Source organism: Streptomyces sp. WAC03905 (assembly GCF_057371075.1).
Window position 1 is genome coordinate 6,638,361 of the sequence record NZ_JBXYDZ010000003.1, and the last position, 23,936, is coordinate 6,662,296.

Annotated in this window: 19 protein-coding genes; 5 read left to right on the forward strand and 14 right to left on the reverse strand. The window is 72.6% G+C overall.

Annotated elements, in window-relative coordinates:
• Positions 1–4: 4 nt before the first annotated feature.
• The 10 genes from AC2RP6_RS32520 to pabB are packed head-to-tail and all read right to left on the reverse strand — an operon-like array spanning position 5 to position 10,578.
• The gene (locus AC2RP6_RS32520; protein WP_486449409.1) at positions 5–1,072 is read right to left on the reverse strand and encodes an isocitrate/isopropylmalate dehydrogenase family protein; all 1,068 of its coding nucleotides are present in this window, start codon (positions 1,070–1,072) and stop codon (positions 5–7) included.
• Positions 1,069–3,096 (reverse strand): LeuD/DmdB family oxidoreductase small subunit, encoded by a 2,028-nt coding sequence (locus tag AC2RP6_RS32525; RefSeq protein ID WP_486449410.1) that lies wholly within the window; start codon positions 3,094–3,096, stop codon positions 1,069–1,071. Before AC2RP6_RS32525 ends, AC2RP6_RS32520 begins: the two co-directional genes overlap by 4 nt.
• Entirely contained in the window at positions 3,093–4,340 is a 1,248-nt protein-coding gene (locus tag AC2RP6_RS32530) for a GNAT family N-acetyltransferase (RefSeq protein ID WP_486449411.1), read from the reverse strand. Before AC2RP6_RS32530 ends, AC2RP6_RS32525 begins: the two co-directional genes overlap by 4 nt.
• Positions 4,330–5,106 (reverse strand): class I SAM-dependent methyltransferase, encoded by a 777-nt coding sequence (locus tag AC2RP6_RS32535; RefSeq protein ID WP_486449412.1) that lies wholly within the window; start codon positions 5,104–5,106, stop codon positions 4,330–4,332. The genes AC2RP6_RS32530 and AC2RP6_RS32535 overlap by 11 nt, the downstream gene beginning before the upstream one ends.
• The gene (locus AC2RP6_RS32540; protein ID WP_486449413.1) at positions 5,103–6,263 is read right to left on the reverse strand and encodes a LeuA family protein; all 1,161 of its coding nucleotides are present in this window, start codon (positions 6,261–6,263) and stop codon (positions 5,103–5,105) included. Before AC2RP6_RS32540 ends, AC2RP6_RS32535 begins: the two co-directional genes overlap by 4 nt.
• Positions 6,260–6,847 (reverse strand): hypothetical protein, encoded by a 588-nt coding sequence (locus AC2RP6_RS32545; protein ID WP_486449414.1) that lies wholly within the window; start codon positions 6,845–6,847, stop codon positions 6,260–6,262. The genes AC2RP6_RS32540 and AC2RP6_RS32545 overlap by 4 nt, the downstream gene beginning before the upstream one ends.
• Entirely contained in the window at positions 6,844–7,164 is a 321-nt protein-coding gene (locus AC2RP6_RS32550) for a chorismate mutase (RefSeq protein WP_486449415.1), read from the reverse strand. The genes AC2RP6_RS32545 and AC2RP6_RS32550 overlap by 4 nt, the downstream gene beginning before the upstream one ends.
• Positions 7,161–8,099 (reverse strand): arginase family protein, encoded by a 939-nt coding sequence (locus AC2RP6_RS32555; RefSeq protein ID WP_486449416.1) that lies wholly within the window; start codon positions 8,097–8,099, stop codon positions 7,161–7,163. The genes AC2RP6_RS32550 and AC2RP6_RS32555 overlap by 4 nt, the downstream gene beginning before the upstream one ends.
• Positions 8,096–8,572 carry a GNAT family N-acetyltransferase gene (locus tag AC2RP6_RS32560; RefSeq protein WP_486449417.1) on the reverse strand — a complete coding sequence of 159 codons (477 nt, stop codon included), beginning with the start codon at positions 8,570–8,572 and terminating at the stop codon, positions 8,096–8,098. Before AC2RP6_RS32560 ends, AC2RP6_RS32555 begins: the two co-directional genes overlap by 4 nt.
• Positions 8,569–10,578 carry an aminodeoxychorismate synthase component I gene (gene pabB, locus AC2RP6_RS32565; protein ID WP_486449418.1) on the reverse strand — a complete coding sequence of 670 codons (2,010 nt, stop codon included), beginning with the start codon at positions 10,576–10,578 and terminating at the stop codon, positions 8,569–8,571. Before pabB ends, AC2RP6_RS32560 begins: the two co-directional genes overlap by 4 nt.
• A gap of 801 nt (positions 10,579–11,379) precedes the next feature.
• Between pabB and AC2RP6_RS32570 the strand changes: the two genes are divergently transcribed.
• The 5 genes from AC2RP6_RS32570 to AC2RP6_RS32590 all read left to right on the forward strand — a co-directional run bounded on the left by AC2RP6_RS32570 (position 11,380) and on the right by AC2RP6_RS32590 (position 16,922).
• Entirely contained in the window at positions 11,380–12,606 is a 1,227-nt protein-coding gene (locus AC2RP6_RS32570; RefSeq protein WP_486449419.1) for an MFS transporter, read from the forward strand.
• 118 nt (positions 12,607–12,724) lie between these two features.
• Positions 12,725–12,970, forward strand: coding sequence for an acyl carrier protein (gene acpP / locus AC2RP6_RS32575; RefSeq protein ID WP_486449420.1), 246 nt, complete (start codon positions 12,725–12,727; stop codon positions 12,968–12,970).
• On the forward strand, positions 12,967–14,148 hold the full coding sequence (locus tag AC2RP6_RS32580) for a beta-ketoacyl-[acyl-carrier-protein] synthase family protein (protein WP_486449421.1): 1,182 nt from the start codon (positions 12,967–12,969) through the stop codon (positions 14,146–14,148). The genes acpP and AC2RP6_RS32580 overlap by 4 nt, the downstream gene beginning before the upstream one ends.
• Positions 14,149–14,164: 16 nt before the next feature.
• The gene (locus AC2RP6_RS32585; RefSeq protein WP_486449422.1) at positions 14,165–15,331 is read left to right on the forward strand and encodes an 8-amino-7-oxononanoate synthase; all 1,167 of its coding nucleotides are present in this window, start codon (positions 14,165–14,167) and stop codon (positions 15,329–15,331) included.
• Positions 15,332–15,380: 49 nt separating this feature from the next.
• The gene (locus AC2RP6_RS32590; RefSeq protein WP_486449423.1) at positions 15,381–16,922 is read left to right on the forward strand and encodes an AMP-binding protein; all 1,542 of its coding nucleotides are present in this window, start codon (positions 15,381–15,383) and stop codon (positions 16,920–16,922) included.
• Positions 16,923–16,977: 55 nt separating this feature from the next.
• On the opposite strand, the gene AC2RP6_RS32595 is transcribed toward AC2RP6_RS32590, so the two are convergent.
• The 4 genes from AC2RP6_RS32595 to AC2RP6_RS32610 all read right to left on the reverse strand — a co-directional run bounded on the left by AC2RP6_RS32595 (position 16,978) and on the right by AC2RP6_RS32610 (position 23,649).
• A complete protein-coding gene (locus AC2RP6_RS32595; protein WP_486449424.1) occupies positions 16,978–18,216 on the reverse strand; it encodes a cytochrome P450 in 1,239 nt (412 codons plus the stop codon).
• Positions 18,217–18,432: 216 nt separating this feature from the next.
• Complete coding sequence (locus AC2RP6_RS32600; RefSeq protein ID WP_486450532.1) at positions 18,433–18,984, reverse strand: streptavidin; 552 nt, start codon at positions 18,982–18,984, stop codon at positions 18,433–18,435.
• A 240-nt stretch (positions 18,985–19,224) separates the two neighbouring features.
• Positions 19,225–23,130, reverse strand: coding sequence for an nSTAND1 domain-containing NTPase (locus AC2RP6_RS32605; protein ID WP_486449425.1), 3,906 nt, complete (start codon positions 23,128–23,130; stop codon positions 19,225–19,227).
• A 156-nt stretch (positions 23,131–23,286) separates the two neighbouring features.
• On the reverse strand, positions 23,287–23,649 hold the full coding sequence (locus AC2RP6_RS32610; RefSeq protein ID WP_486449426.1) for a hypothetical protein: 363 nt from the start codon (positions 23,647–23,649) through the stop codon (positions 23,287–23,289).
• Positions 23,650–23,936 lie beyond the last annotated feature (287 nt).

Genomic DNA, 23,936 nt, shown 5'->3' on the forward strand with positions numbered 1-23,936 from the left:
CTTCTCAGTCCTTGTCGTGCCGGGCGACCGCCCGGCAAATCAGGTCGCCCACCTCGCCCGTGCGCGCGGTGCCGCCCAGGTCGGGGGTCAACAGGTCACCGCACAGCACCTCGTCGACGGCCCGCTCCACGGCGGCGTGCGCCGCGCGCAGTCCCATCCGGTCCAGCATCAGCGAGTAACTCATCACGGAGGCGAGCGGGTTGGCCCGGCCGGTGCCCACCAGGTCGGGGGCGCTGCCGTGCACCGCCTCGAACACGCCGGCGAAGTCGGTGTCGTCGGGGTCGTAGCTCGCCGAGGGCGCGACCCCGAGCCCGCCGGCGAGCATGGACGCCTCGTCGCTGAGGATGTCCCCGAAGAGGTTGCAGGCCACCACGACGTCGAAGCGGGCCGGGTTGCGGATCAGCTCCATGGCGGCGGCGTCGACGTACAGGTGGTCGCACTCCACGTCCGGGTAGGACGCGGCGATCGCCCGGAAGCGGCCCTGCCACAGCGGGCCGGCGCTCGGCATCGCGTTGCTCTTGTCCACCAGGGTGATCCGGCGGCGGCGGGAGCGGGCCAGTTCGAAGGCGGCCGTGACCACCCGGTCCACCGCCCAGCGCGTGTGGACGCCCACCTCCATCGCGACGTGCCCGGGGCCGCCGCCGCGGACCGTGCCGCCGACGCCCACGTACACGTCCTCGGTGTTCTCCCGCACGACGACCAGGTCGACGTCCTCAACGGCGCCCACGTGCTTGAGGGGGCAGTGCGCCAGCGTGCGCAGGCGCACCGGACGCAGGTTCACGCCCAGTTCGAGCTGTTGGCGCAGCCCGCCGATGACGCGGATCGCGTGCCGGTTGTCGGGGATCCGGGCGTCGCCGAGCGCGCCGAGCAGCACCGCCCGGTGGTCGCGGCGGATCGCCCGGACGTCGATGTCGACGTCACCGTGCTCCAGGAACCAGTCGGCGCTGTAGGGCAGCACCTCGGCCCTCAGGCCGGTGCCGAAGACGTCCTCGACCACCGCGTGCACCTTCAGTACCTCGGCCATGACCTCGGGCCCGATGCCGTCGCCCGGGATGACCGCGAGGGAACTCATCCGGCCGACGCCTCCGCCCGTACCTGCGCGCCCGCGTAGGCGACCAGGCCGCCCGCGGCGAGCAGTTCCCGCTCGAACGCGGACGGCGGGGTGAGGGGCGCCGAGGTCCCCCGGGTCACGTTGACCAGCTCGCCCCGCTCGTCGTCGACGACCAGCCGGTCGCCCTCCCGGATCTCGTACGCGAAGTCCCCGACCTCCACCAGCCTGAGCCCGATGTTGAGGGCGTTGCGGAAGAAGATCCGCGCGAAGCTGTGCGCGACGACGAAGGGCGCGCCGGACGCCTTGATGCCCATCGGGGCGTTCTCGCGGGAGGAGCCGCAGCCGAAGTTCATCCCGCCCACGACCACCGAGCCGCTCAGATCGTGCCCGGACGCCGCGTAGTGGTCGAGGAACGCCTGGTTGCCCGCGTGGGCCATGATGTGCTTCTTGTACTCGGCCGGGTCGGGGATCTGGCAGAACACCCCCGGCAGGATCACGTCGGTGTTGACGTGGTCGCCGAACACCCATGCCAGGCTCGCGCCGTCCGCCGGCCGGCCAGCACCCGGAGCCGCCGTCGGGGGCGCCTCCGTACCGCCCGTGAGCGGGGCCCGGCCCTCGCGTGCCGCGTGCAGGGCGAACAGCTCGTCGATGCCGCCGCGCACCGCGTCCTCGTCGGCGTAGTAGTCGCTACGGTCGCCGATCGGGGCGAGGACACCGGTCAGCGCGGCCCGCGCGGCGATGGCGGGGCTGGCCAGGACGACGCTGGCGTCGACGTCGCCGCACCGGCCGCGGAAGTTCCGGTTCGAGGTGAAGACCGCGACCTCCCCCCTGCCGAGCACCCCGGACTTGATGCCGATGCACGGCCCGCAGCTGGAGGACTCCACGTAGCAGCCGGCCTCGATCAGCACGTCGATCAGGCCCTCCCTCATCGCCGCCCGGTAGGCCTTCTGCGAGGCCGGGATGACGATGGTGCGCACCCCCTCGTGGACGCGCCGGCCGCGCAGGACGTCCGCGACGACCCGCAGGTCCTCCAGGTGGCCGTTGGTGCACGAGCCGATGAAGACCTGGTCGACGGGTATCTCGCCGTTCTCGTTGGCCCTCCGGGCCAGCGGCGCCACGCCCGTCATCAGGTCCTCGCGGTCCTCGTACTCGTCCCAGTTGCGCAGCAGGTGCTGGAGCTGGTGGGTGCCCACGGCGTTGTCCGGGGAGAACGGCAGGGCGACCGTCGGTTCGATGAGGCCCAGGTCGATGTCGATCACGTCGACGTACTCGGCGTCGTCCTCGTCGATGGTGAAGTCCGGGTACTCCACCCCCTCGCCGAGGTAGTCGGCGAGCACCCCGTCCGTGGGGAACAGGCCGTACTTGGCGCCCATCTCCACCGCCATGTTGCTCAGCGACAGCCGGTCGGTGATCGCCAGGGAGGCCAGGCCCGGCCCGCCGAACTCCAGGCTGCGGTAGACCGCCCCGTGCACCCCGATCAGACCGCACAGGTACAGCGCCACGTCCTTGCCCTGCACGTGCGGGCGCAGGCTCCCGCGGAAGCGGACCAGCGTCGCCTCGGGCACCCGCATCCAGCAGCTGCCCCGGACCAGCGCCATCGCCAGGTCCGTCGAGCCGATGCCGGTGGCGAGCGAGCCGATCGCGCCCGCGGTGCAGCTGTGGGAGTCCGCGCCGACCGCGACGTCACCGGGGCGGATCAGCCCCTGCTCGATGAGGATCTTGTGCTGGATGCCGCCGTCGTAACCGACGTCGAACACCTTGATCCCGTGCTCGCGCGCGAAGCGCCGCAGCTCCACCAGGATCGAGGCCATCGAGGCGGTGTGGGTGGGCACGACGTGGTCGAAGACGAAGGCCGTCCTCTCCCGCTGCGCGGCCAGGCCCGCGGCGACGTACCCGTCGTCGAAGCCGGAGTCGCGCAGGATGTCCAGGGCCCACTTGACGGTCATCTCACTGCCCCAGCACAGGTCGAACGGCAGGTCCACGACCTCGCCGGTGCTGACGGGACGGCCGAGTTTGTGCGCGAAGAGCTGCTTTACGAGAGTCATCGTTGAACGCGTCCGTCCTGGTCGCCGAGGAGCTGTTTCTTGAGGCAGTCGAAGACGGCCACGTACGGCTCGATCCGCCGCTGCGCCGCGGGCGAGGAGAAGCGGATCCATCCGCGCACCGGTGCCGGGCGGCAGCCGCGCAGCCGCTTCGCGTCCGCCGAACCCATGCCGTACTTGATGCGTCGGGCGCCGCCCGCGACGGCCCGTTCGACCTGGTGGTAGAAAGCGAGGTTGAAGTAGGCGTAACCGGCCCCCACCGCGCCGGCGTCGAAGCCGAGGAACTTGGGGTGCAGTACGCCGCCGGCCTCCAGGCACAGCAGAAAGCCCGACACGTCCGGCCCCTCAGCCTCCCGGTGCCGCACCACGTACAGCGAGGGTCCCAGCGCCGGGGCGGCCAGCAGCGCGGTGAACAGCTTCTCCATCGCGCCGCGGTCGACGGGCAGCCCGTACTTCTTCTGCTGCTCCTCGGACAGTTCGGCGCAGCGGGCGATCACCGCCGTCGCCGGGTCCGCGATCCCTTCGACGCGCAGCCCGGCCTCGTCGAACTTGCGGATCTCGGAGCGGACGACCGTACGGCGCTTGCGCTCAAGGGTCCCCAGGTACTCCTCCAGCGAGGCGCAGGACCCGGTGTCGAGGTCGTACTCCAGGTCGGAGAGGAACTCCAGGTAACCGTGGCCGGCGAGCGCCCGGTGCAGGGCCGCGTCCCCGCCGGACTCCCACAGGAAGGACTGCGAGGGGATGTCCTCGGCCCGGCAGAACGCGTCCACGGCGACGAGCAGTTCCCCGATCGCCCTCTCCCGGTCGGTGCCGGACAGCGTGAGGACGTCACTGGCGTAGCCGTACGGGCTGGTCATCACGAGCGCCGGATAGCCCGCCGCACGCGTGTGCCCGGCCTCCGCGCGCACGACGGTCTCCAGCAGGGCGCCCGCCTCGGCCGACTCCCGCGGCGACCGGTCCCGCTCCAGCGCCCGCCGGAGGTGGTCCGTCTCGTAGTCGCCGAACAGCGCGCCCGTCGGATCGTGGTATGGGAACGCGTCCGGATCCCGGACGAGCAGGCCCTGCACGCCGGCCACCGTGCGCCCGCCGTCCCGCAGCAGGAAGAAGGCCAGTTCGAAGCCGAAGCACTCCTCCACCGCGCGCAGCCAGTCGTACGACAGGTACACCTGGGCGGGCGGGACGAGCGCGTCCCACTCCTCACGGTCGACGGAGGACGCCGACCGCACGACGACGACCTCAGATCCCACGGCCGCCCCCGCCCTTCGTGGCCACCGCGATCAGGCGTTCGGCCCGGTGGTCGTACGGCCCGCCCTCGTAGTCCCCGTGGAAGCGGACCTCGGCGAAGCCCGCGCTGCGCAGCATCGCCCGCAGCTCGGCGGCGCTGTAGAGGTGGAAGGTCATCGACCCGGTGGCCGCGCGCGAGCCCTCGATGGAGTACCAGTCGCTGCGCATCCGGCTCCAGTCGTCGAGGACGGTGTCCCGCTGGACCAGCACCTTCCCGTCCAGCTCGGACAGCGAGACCCGTTCGTCGCGGCGCGCGAGGACCTCCTTGCCGACGACGTCGACGAGCAGGGTCCCGCCCGGCACCAGGCTGGTGTGCAGGTTCCGCAGCACCTGCACGTTGTCCTCGTGCCGGTCCAGGTACCCGAAGGAGGTGAACGTGTTGACGGCGGCCTCGAAGGCCTCCGGCTCGACGAAGGCGAGCATGTCCGCCTCCACGAGCCGGACCTCGACGCCCGCGTCCCGGCTGCCCGCCCGGGCCCGTTCCAGCAGCGGCGCGCTCAGGTCCACGCCCGTGACCAGGTGGCCGGCCCGGGCCAGGGGCACGGTGAACAGGCCCGGCCCGCAGCACAGGTCCAGGACCCGGGCACCGGCCGGGAAGCGGAACAGCGGGGACTGCTCCACGATCCGCACCGCCTCCGCGGCGCGCTCCGCCGAGAACAGGTGGGGGTAGAAGTCCCGCCAGAACGCCTGGTCCGCGAACCATGCGCCGGTGACGTGCGCCCCGCTCATCCCGTCGTGGCCGTTCGCTCGTGGTGGATCGCGACGACCTGGGCCTCGGTGACGCTCGACTTGGTCAGCACGGACGCCTCCTTGACCTCGCGCAGGACCGCGCCGAGGAGCGCGTCGTCGTAGGCGAGCCCGTGCTTGTCCAGGACGTGCGCGACGATCCCCTTGCCGGAGTGCTTGCCCATGACGATCCGCCGCGTGTGGCCCACCAGTTCGGGCCGCAGCGGCTCGTAGGCGGTGGAGTCCTTCATCACCGAGGAGACGTGCAGCCCGGACTCGTGCGAGAAGGCGTTGCCGCCGACGATCGGCTTCATCGGGCTGACCTCGATGCCGGACAGGCCGGCGATCAGGTCCGACATGGGCTTGAGGCGGGACAGGTCGATGTTCGTCCCGAAGCCGTACAGCTGGGTGAGCGCCACCACGACCTCCTCCAGCGAGGCGTTGCCGGCGCGCTCACCGAGGCCGTTGACCGTGCACTGGACCTCGTCGGCGCCGCCGAGGATGCCGGCGACCGTGTTGGCCGTGGCCAGGCCGAAGTCGTTGTGGCAGTGCAACGAGAGCGTCACGTGGATCTGCGAGCGCAGCCGCGCGATGAGCGTGCGGAAGGCGTCGGGAGTGGTGGAGCCGACGGTGTCGGCGACACCGACCAGGTCCGCGCCGCTCTCCTGGGCGAGGACGAGGACCTCCTCCAGGTAGTCGTACGGGGTCCGGGTGGCGTCCTCGGAACCGCAGCCGACGTACATGCCGAGGTCCTTGGCGTAGGAGACGCCGTCGGCCATCTCGCGCTTGAGGCGGTCGCGCACCGAGCTGTCCGTACCGCCGAACTTGACCCGCATGTGCACGTCGGAGGTGGGGAGGAAGGTGTAGATCGCGTTCGCACCGCAGGCCCTGGCCAGGTCGATCTCGGTACGGGTCGGCCGGCAGAAGGCCACCACGCGCGCGTTCAGCCCCAGCTCGGCCATGCCGCGCACCGCGTCCTGGTCGGCCTGCGAGGAGGCCGGGAAACCGGCGTCGATGACGTCCACGCCCATCTCGTCCAGGAGCCGGGCGATCTTCACCTTCTCCTCGACCTGGAAGGCCACGCCGCAGGTCTGCTCGCCGTCGCGCAGCGTGGTGTCACAGACGCGGATCCTCCGCGCGGCGGATGCGGTCTCGCTCATGCGTCCTCTCCCAGCAGGTAGGCGCGGCACTTGGTGCCGATGACTTCACCGGAGAAGCGGGGGCGGCGTCCGTAGACCACCCACGTCGTGGTCACCGCGCCGATGTAGCGGTCCAGGCGCAGCGCCCCGTTCGACTTCTCCAGGTATTCGAGGTGGGTGAGCCCGGAGTCGTACGCCCCGGCCAGCAGTTCGGCGCCGACCACGGGCTTGGAGGCCACGGGTACGACCTCCTCCCACTGCGACACGTCGACGTATCCGGCGGTCGCCGGGACGAGCCCCAGCGACCGGGGCCGCTCCACGTCGGCGCGGCTGAGGAGCACCAGTTCCTTGGTGGGGTGGACGAAGGTGTCCACGACGTGGACCTCCTTGAAGTACCGCTCCGTGAGCAGGTGCACCTCGGGGTGCGCGCTGCACTGCACCAGGTAGTCGGACTCGCCGCGGCGCACCCGCTCCAGGCCCTCGTGCAGGTCGATGGTGAGGTCGATCCTGGCGTCGTCCTCGATGCCCTGGAAGCGGAAGTAGTGCTGCAGGGCGTTCTCGTGACAGCTTCCGCCGGGGCCGAGGGTGGTGAAGGTCAGGGTCATCGCAGTGCCTCCGCGCCGGCCGCAGCGGGAGCGTCGATGATCTCGTCCTCCAGGCGGCAGGCCTCGTCGATGAGCAGGGTCGCCAGGGATCGCATGAAGTCGGGGGAGAGGTCGAGCCGTTCGCCCCGGGCCGCGTACGCCTCACGGACGGTGGTGACCCGCTGCGGCTGCATCATCGGGATGCCGTGGGCCCGCTTGACCTCGGCCACCTCGCAGCAGACGGCGAGCCGGGCCGCCACGAGCTCCGCGAGCTGCTGGTCCAGCGCCTCCAGCCGCTCGCGGTACGGCCGCAGTACCTCTTCGGGGGTCGCGTTCATCGCGAGGCCTCCCTTGCCAGGGCGCGGGCCGCGCCGCGCAGGGACGGCAGTCCGTATCCGCCCTCCTGGACGAAGACGGTGGGCAGCCGCTGCTCCGTCACGAGCGCGCCGACGGGGCCGAAGACCTCCGGAGCGAGGCCCCAGGAGCCGTGCGGGTCGCCTCCGAGCACGTCGTAGCCGACGGAAACCACCAGGGCCTCGACGTCCTTGCTCCGCAGGTGGGCCACGGCGTCGCCGACGAGCGCCAGGAACCCCTCGGGGCCGGGGTCGCCGTCCGCCCCGAAGAGGCCCGGACCCGGCTCGAAGACGTACGGGAAGTCGTCGGGCCGGCTGGAGTGCACCGAGGCGAACGCCACGGTCGGGTCGTTCCGCACGCAGGCGAGCGTGCCGTTGCCCAGGTGGTAGTCGACGTCGAGGACGCCGATCCGGGAAGCGCCCTCCTCCTGCAGGGTCCGGGCCGCGATGACGGCGTTGTTCAGGAAGCAGTACCCGCCGTACCAGCCGGGCCCCGCGTGGTGGCCCGGTGGCCGCACCAGCGCGTAGGCGGGCTCCCCCCGGTCGGCCGTCAGCGCCGCCGCCCGGACCGCGGCGGCCGCAGCGCCCAGCGCCGCGGGCCAGACCCCGCGGGTGACGGGCGTCTCCTGGGCCAGTCCGGGCGCCGCGAACGCGTCGTCCAGGACGGACTCCGCGCCCTCGGGCACCCCGTGGCGCAGGTGCTCCAGCAGCTCCTCGCCGTGCACGGCCGCGGCGAGGCGCTCGGCACGCACCGTGTCCTGCGCGCCGGGTGGGGCGAGGACCGCCCCGCCGTCGAGCAGCCCGGCCAGGATCCGGTGGATCCGCTCGGGCACCTCCTTGCTGGCCACCCGGGCGCCGTCCGGCTCGACCGTGAACGGCAGGGCCTCGGACTCCTCCGGTACCACCACATGCAGGGTCATGACAGGTCCTTGATCACACGCGGGCCGATGACGCGGAAGCCGGAGCGCTCGTAGAAGGCCAGCGTCCGCGGGTAGGAGGGGAACTGCTCGGCGGGCAGGCAGACTTCGACCCGGCGCACGCCGTCGGCGGCGCACAGCGCGTCCAGCTCGGCCAGCAGCAGGGCGGCGACCCCCATCGACCGCAGACCCGGTTCCACCCACAACTCCTGGACGTGCCGGTACGGCGCGGCGAGCCGCAGCGCGGTCTGGGTGGTGTACCCCAGTACGCCGGCCACGCGCCCCCGTCCGTCCCGCGCGACCAGCACCCCTGCGCCGTCCCGGCCGGCGATGGCGTCCGCCACGGCCGCACCGAGCCCGGGGATCGTGTGCGAGGCGTCCCCGCGCAGTTCCCGCAGGAGCGCGGTGACGGCGTCGGCCACCGCCTGCGCCTCCTCCGGCGCGGCCGGACCCGTCTCGAATTCCACCGTGCTCATCCCTGGCACCTCGCGGCCGTTCCCGATGTCGCCCCGTCCAGCTCCTCGACGCCGAGGACCCGCAGCAGCGCGCGGGCCTTGAGCCGCGTCTCCTGGAACTCCTCCTCGCCGTCGGAGAGCACGATCAGTGCCCCGCCCACGCCGATGCGCACGCGGTCGCCCTCCCAGACGATGGTGCGGATCACGATCGACTGGTCGGCCGCCCCGTCGAACCCGAACCAGCCGAGGCTGCCGGAGTAGACCCCGCGCTCCTCCGGCTCCAGGTCGTCGAGGAGCTCCACCGTGCGCTTCTTCGGCGCGCCGGTCATCGACCCGCCGGGGAAGAGCGCCTGTACGCAGTCGACCGCGCCGCGGTCGGCGCGCAGCTTCCCGCGGACGGTGGTGACGAGCTGGTGCACGGTGGCGTAGGACTCCGCGGCCATCAGCTTGGGCACGTGGACCGTTCCGGCGTCGCAGACCTGTCCGAGGTCGTTGCGCAGCAGGTCGGCGATCATCAGGTTCTCGCTGCGGATCTTGCGGTCCGTCTCCAGCGCCTCGCGGGCGGCCTCGTCGGCCACCGGGTCGGCGTGCCGCGGGGCGGTGCCCTTGATCGGCTTGGCCTCGACCTCGCCGTTGCCCGCGACCGTCACGAACCGCTCCGGTGAGGAGCTCAGCAGCGAGCGCTCGCCGAGCCGGACGTAGGCGGCGTACGGCGCCGGGTTCACCGCCCGCAGCCGCAGGTAGGTCTCCAGTGGGTCGGCCTCGCTGGTGCCGCTGATCTGGTAGGTGTAGCAGGCCTCGTAGGACTCGCCGTCGTGCAGCCACTGCTGGACGGTGTCGAAGTGGCGCAGGTACGTCTCCCGGTCGACGCCCGCCCGCAGTACGGCCGGGGCGCTCTCGCGCCGGGGCCGGGGCACCAGCGGACGGCGCGCCAGCGCGCGCACCTCCTCGCACCAGGCGTGGTGCTGTTCGGCGGACAGGCCCACCGTGACCAGGTAGCGCCGGTCGGCCTCGTGGTCGTAGGCCACGAAGCGGTCGACCCGGAGCAGCTCGGCGTCCGGCCGCTCGCCGCTGCCGGCCCGGCCGATGCCGACGCTCCCCTTGACGCCGTAGCCCAGGTAGCCGAGGTAGCCGCCGGCGAACGGCACCGGTGACGCGCCGGCCGGCACGGGCGCGGCCGCCAGGCCGGCCCGCAGGTGGTCGAAGACGGTGCCGGGAAGCCGCTCCACGGCCTCGTGGGTCTCGCGTTCCACGACGCCCGCGCCCGCGTACGCCCGGAGGACCTCCAGGCCGTCCCCGGCGCAGGACCCGAGGTAGCTGTAGCGCCCCATCCCGTAGGCGGCGCGCGAGCTGTCGAGCCAGAAGCCGTACGGGCTGTCGGCGAAGGCGCGCACGAACAGTCCCTCGGCGTCGAGGTCCGCCTCCAGTTCGCTCCAGCGCAGCGCGGGCGTGATGCCCAGGAAGTTGGCGATGATCTCCTCGCCGTACTCGCTGTCCACCGACTCGGGGTGGAACTGCACGCCGTGCAGGGGACGTTCGCGGTGCCGCAGGCCCATCAGGACGCCGTCCTCGGACCAGGCGGTCGCGACGAGGTGGTCCGGCAGCGGTTCGGTGACGGTGAGGGAGTGGTAGCGCACCGCGCGGAAGCCCTGCGGGACGCCGGCGAAGACGCCGGTCCCGGTGTGGGTGATCCCGCTGGTCCGCCCGTGCACGGTCTCCGGGGCGTGGCGCACGTCGCCGCCGAAGGCGAGGGCCAGGCCCTGGTGGCCGAGACACACCCCGAGGACGGGTACCGCGGCCCGCTCCAGCAGGTCCCGGCACAGTCCGAAGTCCTCGTCCCGGGCGGCGGTGCCCGGGCCCGGGGAGATCACGACGTGGGTGAAGTCGCGTCTGAGCAGTTCGTCCGCCGTCGCCTCGTCGTTGCGCACGACGACGGGCGGTACCCCGGCCACCTTCCAGATCAGCTGGAAGAGGTTCCACGTGTAGGAGTCGTAGTTGTCTACGAGAAGGATCCGCAGGTCTGTCACGATGTGGTCGAGCTCCTTGACGGCCGGCCCGGCTTTTTGGGCACGGTGAACCGGCTGACCGACTTTTCTATCGGTGGTGATTCATCGGTGAATCGATTGCGCCGAATTGAGCGCACGACGGCACGCTCAGGCGGAAGCCGGGCATGGCGATGCGGATGAAAGTGACATGTTTTCGAGCCCCCGTTGTGTCTGTCACTGCTCGGATCTTCACCGGACGTTCATGAATGGCCGTTGGTCGTTGGCCGGTGCTGCGGTCCGGGAAGGCCGTTTCAACGTTCGATGCTAGTCAAGCCGGGCCGAATACGCATCCTTGTGTGACTCAACCCACTGCGACCTGCGGTCCGTCCCGCGGCCGCGACCCGAGCCAGTTGTCGCACCATCGACGCCCGCCCCGCAAGCGAATATTGAGGGAGCGTCAGTTCGAGACCGATGCCGAAACGGAACCTTCCTTGGCAGTTCGCCTATGGCGAGACGCTTCGTCGGAAACGGGTAGGGGCAAGCGATCCGAACCTATCGACTACGGGATAATTTCAAGCCACATGTAGTGCGTGCGCGGGGGGCTTGGCCGGAAATCGACTTTCCTTCCGGGGCGAGCCGGCCGCAGAGCGCATGATGGGGGTCGGCGGCCCGCGTGATCGCCCTCACGCCCACGCCGTTTTTGTCGGCACATGCTTGCTGGTACGTTGATCGAACGACCCCGTTCGTAAAGCCGGTTCACGAGACCGGCTCGACTTGAAAGGGGGGCCGGGAAATTCGCGATCCTGACATGCGTGATCCCGCGCGGGATCCCCGGGAGGCGTCATGCCCCACAAGGTGATCCTGGTGCTTCTCGCAATCGGCTCCTTTGCCGTCGGCACGGACGGCTTCGTCATCAGCGGAATTCTTCCGCGCATCGCCGGTGAGCTGGACGTGTCCGAACCGGTGGCCGGGCAGCTCGTCACGGCCTTCGCGCTCAGCTACGCGATCAGCGCGCCGGTGCTGATGACCCTGACCGCCGGACTGTCCCGGCGCGTCATGCTGCGCGGCTCGATGCTGGCCTTCCTGCTCGCCAACCTGCTGGGTGCGCTCGCGCCGACGTACGGGGTGCTGATGGCGGCCCGGATCCTGGCCGGCATCAGTGCCGCCCTGTACATGAACACCGCCGCGGCCACCGCGACGGCGCTCGCGGGGGAGCGGTACCGGGGGCGGGCGGTCTCCATGATCATCGGCGGCCTCACGGTGGCCACGGCGCTCGGCGTGCCGGGCGGCACGCTGGTCGGCCAGCTCGGCAGCTGGCGCCTCACCCTGGCGCTGGTCGTGGTGCTGGCCCTGCCCGTCTTCGTCGGCCTGTTCGTGGTCCTGCCCGCGGTGCCGCAGCCGCCCGCGATCAGCATGCGGGACCGGGTGCGCATCGGTGCCCGGCGTCCGGTGCTGCTGGCCGTCCTGGCCAACCTGTTCGCGGTCGCCGGCTGCTTCACCGTCTTCACCTACCTGGCGGCCTTCACGCGCGCCACCACGGGCATGGACGACGCCCGGGTGAGCGTCGTCCTGCTGGTGTTCGGCGTCGCGGGAGCGGTCGGCAACGCGGTCGGCGGCCGGCTCGCCGACCGCGTCGGAGCGGAACGGACCTTCACCGCCTCGGTGTCGGGGGTCGCGGTGACCATGGCGCTGCTGGCCGTGCTGGCGAGCTTCTTCGCCTCCGGATCGGTGGCGCTGGTGGCCGTCTTCCTCGTCGTGACGGTCGCCTGGGGCACGGTCTACTGGGCCGAACCGCCCACCGCCATCCACCGCGTGCTGGACCTGGCGCCGACGGCCCCGAGCGTGGCCATCTCCGTCAACAGCTCCGCGTCGTACCTCGGCGTCGCCCTCGGTGGCGCCGTCGGCGGCGCGGTCCTCGACCGGCTCTCGCCGGCCGCCCTGGCCTGGACGGGGGCGGGCCTGGAGCTGATCGCCCTGGCCCTGGTCGTCCTGCCGAGGCTGTCCGCGGGCCACCCCGGGCGGGCCGGGAAGCCCGTCGGCGCACTGCGGGAGCCCGTGCCCGACCGGTGACCCCGACGACTTCCGGACCTTCCGGACTTCCGGACTTCGGGCGCCGACACGGCGACCGGGAGCCGGAGCAATGTGAAACCCAGACAATTCATCTTACTTTGGGGGAGGTTGGCCACCCGTGGCTAACGACGACGTTTTCGACCGGCTCACCACCTGCGCCGTCGACGTCCTGCAGGTCAAGGCCGAGTCCGTGACCCCGGACGCGCACCTGACCGACGATCTCGGCGCCAGCAGTCTCATCCAGGTCGAACTGGTCATGGCCGTCGAGGAGGAGTTCGGTATCTCGGTGCCCGACGAGTCCGTCGAGGAGATCCGGACCGTGGGCGACCTGCACCGACTGATCCTCTCGCTGGTGGCCCGATGACGACACGGGCCGACGCCGCGCGCCGCGTCGCCGTCACCGGGCTCGGTGTCGTGAGCGCCTGCGGCACCGGGGCGGAGGCCTTCTGGGAGGGCCTCTTCCGGACACCGCCGGACGGCCACCGGGAGCTGACGGACTGGGACCCGTCACCCTGGATGGACGTCCGGGAGGCCCGGCACACCGACCGGTTCACGCAGTTCGCCGTCGCGGCCGCCGACATGGCCCGCCGCGACGCGGGCCTGACGGAGGTGGACGCCGAACGCAGCGGCGTCGTCGTCGCCACGGCCCTGGCCGGGGTCAGTACCTTCGAACGGCAGAGCGTCATCCACCACGAGCGCGGCGGCAGGCGGGTCTCCCCCTTCCTCGTGCCGATGATGATGGCCAACGCGGCAGCCGCGACCGTGGCCATGCGCCACGGCTGGCGGGGCCCCTGCGAGAGCCTGGAGACCGCCTGCGCCGCCGCCACCCACGCCATCGGCCACGCGGCACGGATGATCGCCGACGGCACCTGCGACCGGGTGCTCGCCGGTGGCACCGAGGCCGCCATCACTCCCACCATCGTGGCCGGGTTCACCAACATGCGGGCCCTGTCCTCCTCCGGCCGCACCCGGCCCTTCGACGCGGAGCGCGACGGCTTCGCCATCGCCGAAGGCGCCGCGGTGCTCGTCCTGGAGGACTGGGACACGGCGGTGGCGCGCGGCGCCACCGTCCACGGCGAGGTGCTCGGCTCGGGCAGCACGGCCGACGCGCACGACATCACCATGCCCGCGCCCACCGGCGCCGACGCCGCCCGGTGCATCCGCCTGGCCCTCCAGGACGCCGGAGTGCGTCCGCAGGACGTACGGCAGATCAACGCCCACGGCACCGGCACCCTGCGCAACGACGAGGCGGAGACCAACGCCATCCTGTCGGTCTTCGCGGACTGCCCGCCGGTGACCTCCACCAAGGGGGCCACCGGACACGCCTTCGGCGCTGGCGGCGCGTTCGAGGCGGCCGCGGTGCTGCTGTCGATGCGCCACGGGGTCATACCCCCGACCGTCGGACTGACCACGCTCGACCCGGCCCTCGCCGTGGACGTGGTCACCGGCGAGGGCCGGAAGTGGGAGCCCGGACCGTCCCTCACCCAGTCGTTCGGCTTCGGCGGCCACAACGGCGTCCTCGTCCTCGGCCCTGCCGGATAGCGTTCGGAGCGAAGCGATGGCAACAGAGCAGCGACACGGCGATCCGCACGACGTCTTCGCGTGGATCGACGACAGCACCCGGCGCCGGGACCGGGCGGGCCTCACCCGCCGGGTCCAGGTCCGGGGCCCCCGGCCGAACGTGATCGACTTCGGCGGGAACGACTACCTCGGCCTCACCCGCCACCCCGACGTCGTCCGGGCGGTGGCCGACGCCTCCTTGACGTGGGGCGCCGGGTCGACCGGCTCCCGGCTGGCCACCGGCACCACCGAGGTGCACGTCGAACTGGAGCGGGAACTGGCCGAGTTCACCGGCGCGGAGGCCGCCCTGGTCTTCTCCTCCGGCTACCTGGCCAACCTCGGCGCGGTGACCGTACTGGCCCGCCCCGGCACCCTGATCGCCTCCGACGCGTTCAACCACGCCTCCCTGATCGACGGGTACCGCCTCTCCGGCGCCGACGTGACCGACACCGAACACGCCGACCCGCAGGCCCTGGAACGGGTGCTCGCCGAGCGGGAACAGCAGCGCGCGGTGGCGGTCACCGAATCGGTGTTCTCCGTCGACGGCGACCTCGTCGACCTCCGCGCCGTCCTCGACGTCTGCCGCCGCCACGGCGCCGGACTGCTCGTCGACGACGCGCACGGCTTCGGCGTCATCGGCGGACGCGGCGAGGGCGCGGTGACCGCCGCCGGCCTGGCGGGCAGCCCCGACGTGGTCACCACCATCACCCTGTCGAAGTCCCTGGGGGCCCAGGGCGGCGCGGTGATCGGCCCCCGCCGGGTCGTCGACCACGTCATGAACATGGCCCGCAGTTTCCTGTTCGACACCGGACTCGCCCCGGCCTCCGCCGCCGGGGCCCTGGCGGCGCTGCGGGTCCTGCGCGCCGAGCCCGACCGTCCGGCCCGCACCCGCGCGGTCGCCGTGGCCCTCGCCGAACGCCTCACGGCGGCCGGTCTGCCGGTGACCGAGGCCCAGGCGGCCGTGGTCTCGGTCCGCGGACCCTCCGCGGCCCGGACCGCGCAATGGGCGGAGGACTGCCTGGCCGACGGCGTCAAGGTGGCGTGCTTCCGCCCGCCGTCGGTGCCCGACCGGTTCTCCCGCATCCGGCTCACCTCCCGGGCCGACCTGACCGAGGCGGAGATCGACCGGGCCATCGACGTGGTGGTCAAGCACAGTCCCTGGTAGCGCGACCGGCCCGGACGGACGACGGCCGGGCCGGAGGACGGAGGGCGTCATGACGATCGCCGGCGGTTTCCTCACGCACACCACCCGGTCACCCGACCGGGTCGCCCTCGCCGTCGGCGACGGGACCGGACGACGGTGGAGCTACGACGCGCTGCGGTGCGGCGTGCTCGCCGTCGCCCGGTCCCTGCGCGCCGAGTTCGGCCCGGACCCCGGCCCCGGGGTCCGGATCGCCGTACTCCTCGGCAACAGCGAGGAGTTCGCGCGGATATTCCTCGGCGGCGCGCTCGCCGGCATCCCCGTCATGGTCCTCGACCCCGCGTGGAGCGGCGCCGAACTGGGCGCCGTCCTGCGGGACGCACCGCCCGCCCGGCTGTTCTGCGACCGCCCCGCGGGCGAGGTCGCCGCGTACGCCGACCCCGCCGTCCTCGTGGACGTCACCGGCCCCGGCTTCCGGGCATGGCTGCGCCACCACGATCCGGCACCCGACGCCGCGCCGGACACGCGGCTGCCGTCCGTGGGCCACGACAGGCCGTTCTACGTGGGCTTCACCTCCGGGAGCACCGGCCGCCCCAAGGGCGTGGTCCGCTCCCACCGCTCCTGGCTGCGCACCTTCGACCGCTACACCGCCGAGTTCGCCATCGGTACGGACGACACCGTCCTGCTGCCCGGCTCGCTGGCCCACTCCCACTTCCTCTTCGGCCTGGTGCACACCCTCCACGTGGGCGCGACCGTCCACCTGATGCCCGCCTTCGACGCGGGCCGCGCGCTCGACGCCGTCGAACGGCACGGTGTCACCCGGCTCTACCTGGTGCCGACCATGTTCCAGGCACTGCTCGACCACGCGCGCCGGCATCCGGGCCGCCGGTTCCCGCAGGTGCGCTCACTGCTCTCGGTGGGCGCCAAGTGGTCCCCGGCACGCAGGGCCCTGGCCGCGGAGCTGTTTCCCGGCGCCGACGCCGTGGAGTTCTACGGGGCCACCGAACTCAGCCTCGTCTCGGTGCTGCACGGCGACGACGAGGGCCCGAAGGAGTCCGTCGGCAGGCCCGTGACCGGCGTGGAACTCTCACTGCGCACGCCCACGGGGGAGGAGGTGGGCGTCGGCGAGCCGGGCCGGGTGCACGTGCGCAGCGACATGCTCTTCTCCGGCTACCTGTCCGCCGAGGACGGCGGAGCACCCGACGAGGAGGGCTGGTTCACCGTCGGGGACATCGGCCGCGTCGACGCGGGCGGCTACCTGCACCTCGTCGGCAGGCAGAAGGGCATGCTGATCAGCGGCGGGCTCAACGTCCATCCCGAGGAGGTCGCGGCGGCCCTGCTCCGGCTGGAGGAGATCGAGGACGTGGCCGTCGTCGGACTGCCCGACGAACACTGGGGCGACCTGGTGTGCGCGGTCGTCCGGTGGCGGCCGGGGGCCCGTCTCGGCCTCGACGAGGTACGCGACCGGGCCGCGGCCCACGTGTCGCGGCAGAAGTGCCCCCGGCGGCTCTTCGAGACGGACGAGCTGCCCCACACACCGAGTGGAAAGATCGACCACGGGCGGGTGCGCGGCGCCCTGCTGGAGGGTCGGCACGGCATGCGGGAGGTTCTGTGAAGGCCGCGGACTGACGGGCGCCGGTCGGCCGGACGGCGGCACGGGTGCGGTGGGGTCAGCCCCGCCGCACCAGCACCTGGAGCGGGGCGCGGAAGGACAGCAGTGCCAGCATCTCCGGCGAGGATTCGGCACACAGACGGAGGTCCGGAAGCCGCTCGGCGGTCATCCGCATCACCACGTCCGCCTCCATCCGGGCCAGTTCGGCCCCGGAGCAGCGGTGCCGGCCGATGCCGAAGGACAGGTGCTTGCGCACGTTGGCCCGGTGCGGACAGATCTGCTCGGGATTCTCGAAGACCTCGGCGTCCGAGCCGGTGGACGACAGCATCAGCAGCAGCGGAGCCCCCGCCGGAAGATCGACACCGGACAGCGTCGTCGGCCGGCCGGTGACACGGCGCCACGTGGTGATGGGCGGGTCCCGCCGCAGGACCTCCTCGGTCCACGGTTCCACGGCCGCCGGTTCCGCGGCGAACCGCTGCCACAGGCCGGGCTCGCCGAGCGCCCTGCGGTACATGGTGCTCAGCATCTGGGTGGTCGTCATCTGGCCGGCGATGATCATGAAGTAGACCACGGCCGCCCTCTGGGTCACACCCAGCGGCTCCCCGTCCGGCAACCGGTGCGCGGCCAGGGCGCCGAGCAGTGTGCCCGCCCCGGGCGCGGGCTTGGACACCAGGTCGGTGAGCCAGGCGTAGAACTCGGCCGCCCCGTGCGCCAGCGCCACCTCGCGCTCGCCGCGCGGCCGTCCCCAGAAGAGTTCCAGAGAGGCGTCGCTCCAGCGGGCGAGGGTGTCGATGTCCACGTCGATGGCCGATTCCAGGCCGAGGAGCCGCAGCATCACCCGGAAGGGGACGTCCCGGGCGATCGTCGTCGCCAGATCGCAGACGCCGTCGGCGGCGAGCCGCTGCCCGACGTCGTCGAGCGCCTCCGCGACGACCTTCTCGACCATCGGTACCGAGGCGGCGACGGCCTGGGCGTTGAAGAGCCTGGTCATGATGCGCCGATAGCCCGCGTGGCTGTCGGAACCGTTGTTTGCAAGTGTTTGCGGAAGGTCGAACCTGACCCGTGCCAGAACGCGCAGCGTCCGCACGGAGAATCGCCCTATCGCGTCGATCGCATTGTCCGGAAGGTAATTCTCCGGATCAAGCAGAATGGCGCGCACGTCCTCGTATCGGCTGATCAGCCAGAGTCCCGTGTTCTCGTCGAACTTCACGGGTTCGTGTTCTCGCAGCGCCGCCATCGCCGGATACGGGTCCAGCGCATACCCCTGGTCGAACAGGTCCACACGGTCAACGGGCATTGCCATCACGTCAATTCCACCTTCCCCCCGGTCGACGGTAGCAAGCCGTCATGATCACGCTGAATACCGGCCGGGGCGGAAAACCTGTGAGACGCGTCTCGTGGCCGACACCGCCCGGCGGCGGGGCCGCCGACGGCGGGCGGCCGGAAGGCATGCCTCCGGGCCGCCCGCGCGTGTTCGGTCCGGCGTCCCGGCACCGTCGGTGCCCGGACGCTGCTACTGCTGGACGGCGTCGAGCGGGTTGCCGTTGTTGACGCCGGCCTTCTTGGCGGCGTCGATGGACGCGGCCGACGGCTTCACCTTGGTGAAGGTGTCGTGGCCGACCAGCGTGGACTTCCAGGCGTTGGCCTCGGTGGTGCCCGAGGTCAGCAGCCACTGGGTGTTGATGCGCGCCTCGGAGCCGCCGACGTACTGGCCGCTCCACGTGGTGGCGGAGTGGGCGTTGCGGTAGTTATTCTTCCACGCCACCGTCCAGCCGAGGGCGGTGCCGCTGCCGTCGGTGGCCGCGGCGCTGTCGTAGCGGCCGGTCAGGACGTAGCGGCTCTCGGCGTTGCCGACGGCCGACTCGTAGGTGCCGGTGAGGCTGCCGTCCGCGTTCGCGGTCACGATGAAGGTCGAACCGAGCTGGTTGTACCAGGTGCCGGTGATGCCGGCCTCGGCGACGGCGGCCTGGTTCTTGGTGTCCTTCGACGGGTCGGCGGAGGCGCTGGCCGTAATACCGACGGTGGTCAGCGAAACGGCAATGGCTGCAACGACGATCTTGCGCATGTGCGACACGAAAAATCTCCCCTGGTTGTTGCCGACGGGCCACGGGGGCGTGCTTGGTGTGGGCCTCCCCCGCTTCCTGCCCGTCAAGGTTTGTGACCTCGGCCGGGCACCTGGCGGTGCCGGTGGGCGAAACAGCAATGCGACATGCGCCTCGGCGGCAGATCTGGATGGTCGAGGTCCCGGTCGATGGTTGCCAAGGGCACATGTTCGGTGTAAATCGTACTATCGATTGGCGGGTTCTCAACAACGTTTTCTGCAAAGGAATTTCGGCCAAACTCTGGCCGAGTCTTTTTGGTGGCCCCGTTGCATTCGGCTGAAAAATGCCCCTGTGTTCGTGGCCCGGACGCCTGCTGAGGAGGACCCGGCCGCCCGGTCGCGCAACCGGTCGACGACCACCAGGCGTGCCTCCACGTCGAGGTTCCACAGCCGCACGGTGCCGTCCGTGCTACTGCTCGCCAGCGTCCCCCCGCCGGGGGAGAAGGCGACGCCCCACACCGCGTTCGTGTGTCCGGAAAGCGCCGCCAGCGCGCGCCGGCCGGCCACGTCCCACAGCCGCACCGTCCGGTCGTTGCCGCTGCTCGCGAGCGTGCGCCCGTCGGGGGAGAAGGCGATTCCCCGCGCCGAGCCGGTGTGCCCGGCCAGCGCCGCCTCGAAACGGTGGCGCCGCGCGTCCCACAGCCGTACGGTCCCGTCGTTGCCGCTGGTCGCGAGCGTGCGCCCGTCGGGGCTGAAGGCAACGCCCCGGACCGCGCCCGTATGACCCGTGAGGGCGGCCAGCGGCCGGCGCCCGGCCACGTCCCACAGCCGGACGGTCAGGTCGTCGCCGGCGCTCGCCAGGGTCCGCCCGTCGGGGCTGAACTCCACGTCGTTGGCGAAATCGGTGTGCCCGCCGAGCGTCGCGAGGCGCCGGCGCGAGGCGACGTCCCACAGCCGGACCGCGCCGTCGGACCCGGCCGAGGCCAGCGTCCGGCCGTCCGGCGCGAAGTCCACCGCGAAGACGGTCCCGCCCTGACCGGTCAACGTGGCCGACGGTTCCCCCGCCGCCACGTCCCACAGCCGGACGGTGCCGTCGGACCCGGCCGAGGCCAGTGTCCGCCCGTCGGGCGAGAAGTCCACCGAGAACACCGTCTCGCTGTGCCCCTCGAACGTGGCGACGACCCGGTGCCCCGCCACGTCCCACAGCCGCACCGCGTGATCCGCCTCGGCGGTGGCCAGCAGCTTCCCGTCGGGGCTGTACGCGGCCTGCCAGACCTCCGTGAACGGCCGCGACGCCAGCACCGCGCCGCGCAGGTCCCACAGCACCACCGACTGGTCGAAGCCGGCGGTGGCCACGAGCGCGCCGCGGCTGTCCACGGCCACGCCGAGCACGTAGTCGGTGTGCCCGGCGAGCGTCGCCGTCAGCCGGGCGCCCGCCACGTCCCACAGCCGGGTCGCGCCGTCCCCGCCCGCGCTGAGCACCGTCGTCCCGTCCGGTGTGAAGGCCACACCGTTGACGTCGTCACTGTGCCCGGTGAGCGTGGCCGTCGCCCGGCGCCCGGCCACGTCCCACAGCCTGACGGTGCGGTCGACGCCGCCCGTCGCGACCGTGCGGCCGTCCGGGGCGAACGCCGCCCCCAGCACCTCGTCGGTGTGACCCGACAGCACGGCCAGTGGCGCGGCCCCCACCGGGTCCCACAGGCGCACGCTCCGGTCGGCGCCGGCCGACACCAGCGTCCTGCCGTCCGAGGCGAAGGCCACGGCGTTGACCCGCCCGCTGTGCCCGGACAGGGACGCGACGGCGCGGTACTGCCCGCCGGTCTCCCACAGCCGCACCGTCCCGTCCGGGCAACCGGTCGCCAGGGTCCGCCCGTCCGGAGCGAAGGCCAGCGACCGCGAGCCCGTCGTGCTCGCCGGAAGCACCGCCTTCGTACGCCCGTCGGCGGTGTCCCAGAGCCGGCCCGGTCCGTCCGTGGAGACCGCCGCGAGGGTGCCGCCGTCGGGGCTCACGGCGACCGCGCGGACCCGCCCGGCCATCGTGAACCTCGCGGTCGTCCGCCGGTCGGACACCCGCCGCAGGGTCACCGTCCCGTCCGAACTGCCCGTCGCCAGGGTGCCGTTGTCCGGACCGAAGGCCACCGCGTTCACCGGCCCGCCGTGCCCGCCCAGCCGGGCGACGAACGGCTGCGCCTGCGTGCTCAGCAGCGCCCCGCGCGCCTCGCTCGTCCGCGCGGTCCGGTACGCGTCGCCGGCGAGCAGCATCGAGGCCTCCGGCTGGCCCGCGGCCAGCGCCGCCGACTGCAGGGCGAGCGCCCGCGACCGGGCGGTCCGCTCCTGGCCGAGCGCGCCGGCGCGCTGCTGGTACGCCAGCCCGCCCGCGCCCACGGCCAGGACCAGCAGGACGACCAGCGTGGCCAGCATCCGCTGGCGCAACCGCGCCTGGCGGGCGGCCTGCCGCTCCCGGCCGTCCCGTGCCGCCCGGCTCTCCCGGAGGAAGGCGGCCTCCCGGGGCGTGAGCCGGTCCTCGCCGTCGTGCTCGTCCGCCCAGGAGCGGGCGGTCTCCAGCCGCGTCCCCCGGTAGAGGGCCGACGGATCGCGCCCCTCGCGCTCCCACTCGGCGGCGGCGTGCGCCAGTTGCTGGTGGATCAGCAGTCCCGCCCGGTCGGCGCCGATCCAGCCCCGCAGCCGCGGCCAGGCGTGCAGCAGGGCCTCGTGGGTGATCTCCACGGTGTCGCTGTCCATGGTGATCAGGCGGGCCCGTACGAAGGCGTCGAGCGCGGCGGCGGCCGGGCCCGCGTCGGACAGCTGCTCCAGGAGGGCCGTCCGGCTCATCCGGCGGCGCGTCGCCCCCGTACCGTCGGCGACGTGCACCAGGCGGACCAGGACCCGGCGGAGCGTGTTCTGCTCGGCGGGGTGCAGGCGGCCGAAGACCTCCTCGGCGGTCCGGGCGACGGCTCCCCGGATGCCGCCCGTGCGCTCGTACCCGGCGACGGTCAGCGTGGCGCCCTCGCGCTGGCGCCAGGTGGCCATCAGCGCGTGGGAGACCAGCGGCAGCACCCCGGACGGCGTCGCCCCGCCGGGCGGTGCGTCTCCCGGGCCCACGTCGCGCAGCAGCAGGGGCACGAGCCCCGGTTCGAGGGCCAGGCCCGCGAGCCGGGCCGGGCGGGTGATCGATTCGCTCAGCTCCGCGGGTGACATCGGCGGCAGGACGAACAGTCCGCCGGTGAAGACCGCAGCCAGCTCCGGGAGGCCCAGGCAGTTGCCGGAGAAGTCGGCCCGTACGCCGAGGACCACGACGGCCGGGGCGTGCGGGTCCCCCTCCCCACCCGGGACGGCGAGCGCGCGGAGCAACCGTACGAACGCGTGCCGCTCGTCCTCGTCGGTGCACAGGGTGAACAGTTCCTCGAACTGGTCGACCAGCAGCACCGGCCGCAGCGGCGGCGGACGCAGGCCCGGACCGGCCGGGAGCGGGTCCGACAGGCGGTGGACCGCTTCGAGCAGGGCCCGGGGGCGCTCCCGCAACTCCCGTGCCGTGATGCCGAGATCACCGCCCAGCACCTTCGCGGCCCGGGCGAGCAGTTCGTCCAGCGGCCGGGCGGTGGGCGTGAACCGGATCACCGGCCAGGCGTCGGCGCCCGGCATCGGGAAGCCGCCGCCCCTCAGGGCCGGTACGAGGCCGGCGTTGAGCAGGGAGGACTTCCCGGCGCCCGACGGGGCGACGAGCATCACGGGCCCGGCGCCGATCCGCTCGAAGACCCGTTCGGCCAGCTCGGCGGTGGCGCGCTCACGGCCGAAGAACCAGCGGGCGTCCTCGGCGGTGAAGGCGGGCAGGCCGCGGTAGGGGCAATCGCCCTCCGACCGCGGCCCGGCCACGGCGGCCCGGCCCGCGGGACCGCCTTCCGGGGCCTCGGTCTCCCGGGCGATCCGCAGCAGTTCACCCCCCGCCCGCAGGACCTCGTCGCAGCGCCGCGCGACGTCGACGGTGACGCGCTTCGCGCCCGTCTCGATCTTGCTGAGATAGCCCTTGCTGTAATGCGTCTCGCGCGCGAGGTCCGCGAGGGACAGCCCGCGTTGCAACCGCAGACGTCTCAGCTGGGCCGGGAAGGGCCGCGCGGTGTCGTCGGACTCCCGTGGCCGGTCGGTCTCCCGCCGGCGGTCCGGATCCCCCAAAACATCCCCCATGGCAGCGTGCCCAGGCAACGAGACGGCGTGGCCCAGGCTACCGCGCGGGGGGACCGGACACGTGGATCTTCCAGCCGGTACGACGAGCACAGGAACGCCGGGAGCCGCCGTGCGCGACGGCTCCCGACGCCTGCCCCCGCGGCGCTAACGGTTGAGGCGGATCGAGTTGACCGGGGTGAGGTCGGCGTACACACCGGTCTTGGCGGCGATGGGGCCGCCGCAGCCCGCGCCGTTGGTGCCGGTGCACAGGTTTGCGGTCGCACCGCCGTACTGGTTGTTGAGCACCCAGTGGTGCCCGAACTGATTGCTGAGGTTGTGGGCCCCGTACCGGTAGAAGACGTGCGTCGGCCGGACGGCGGGGTTCTGGTTCTGGGGGTAGATGCACACCGCCCCGTCCGGGCATCCGGCCCAGGTGTCGACCGGCTTGGCCTCCACCGAGGCGCTGAGCGCGATCACCGCGACGACGGACGTGGCGAGAGCGGCGGCGCCGCGGAACAGCTTGCGCATGGTTTCCCCTTGCGGTTCGTGCCTCGTGCTGACGGCTCCAGGCTGGAGCCGCCGGGACCCCGGGGTCGACGGGTTGCCCGTTGCCCGTTCGGGGCCGGCCCGGGAAACCCCGTACGGCCTGCGGCGCTGCCGTCCCGCGGGCAACCGGGCGACGCCGCGGGCCGGGGGCGGCGCCCGCAGTACGACGATCCACTCTCCGGGCGTCAAAATGCGGCCGTTTGCCGACGGCATGCGTCGATCCGCTCACCCAGTGTGGCGATTTGTCGCAATCGCCCATAACTTCTGCA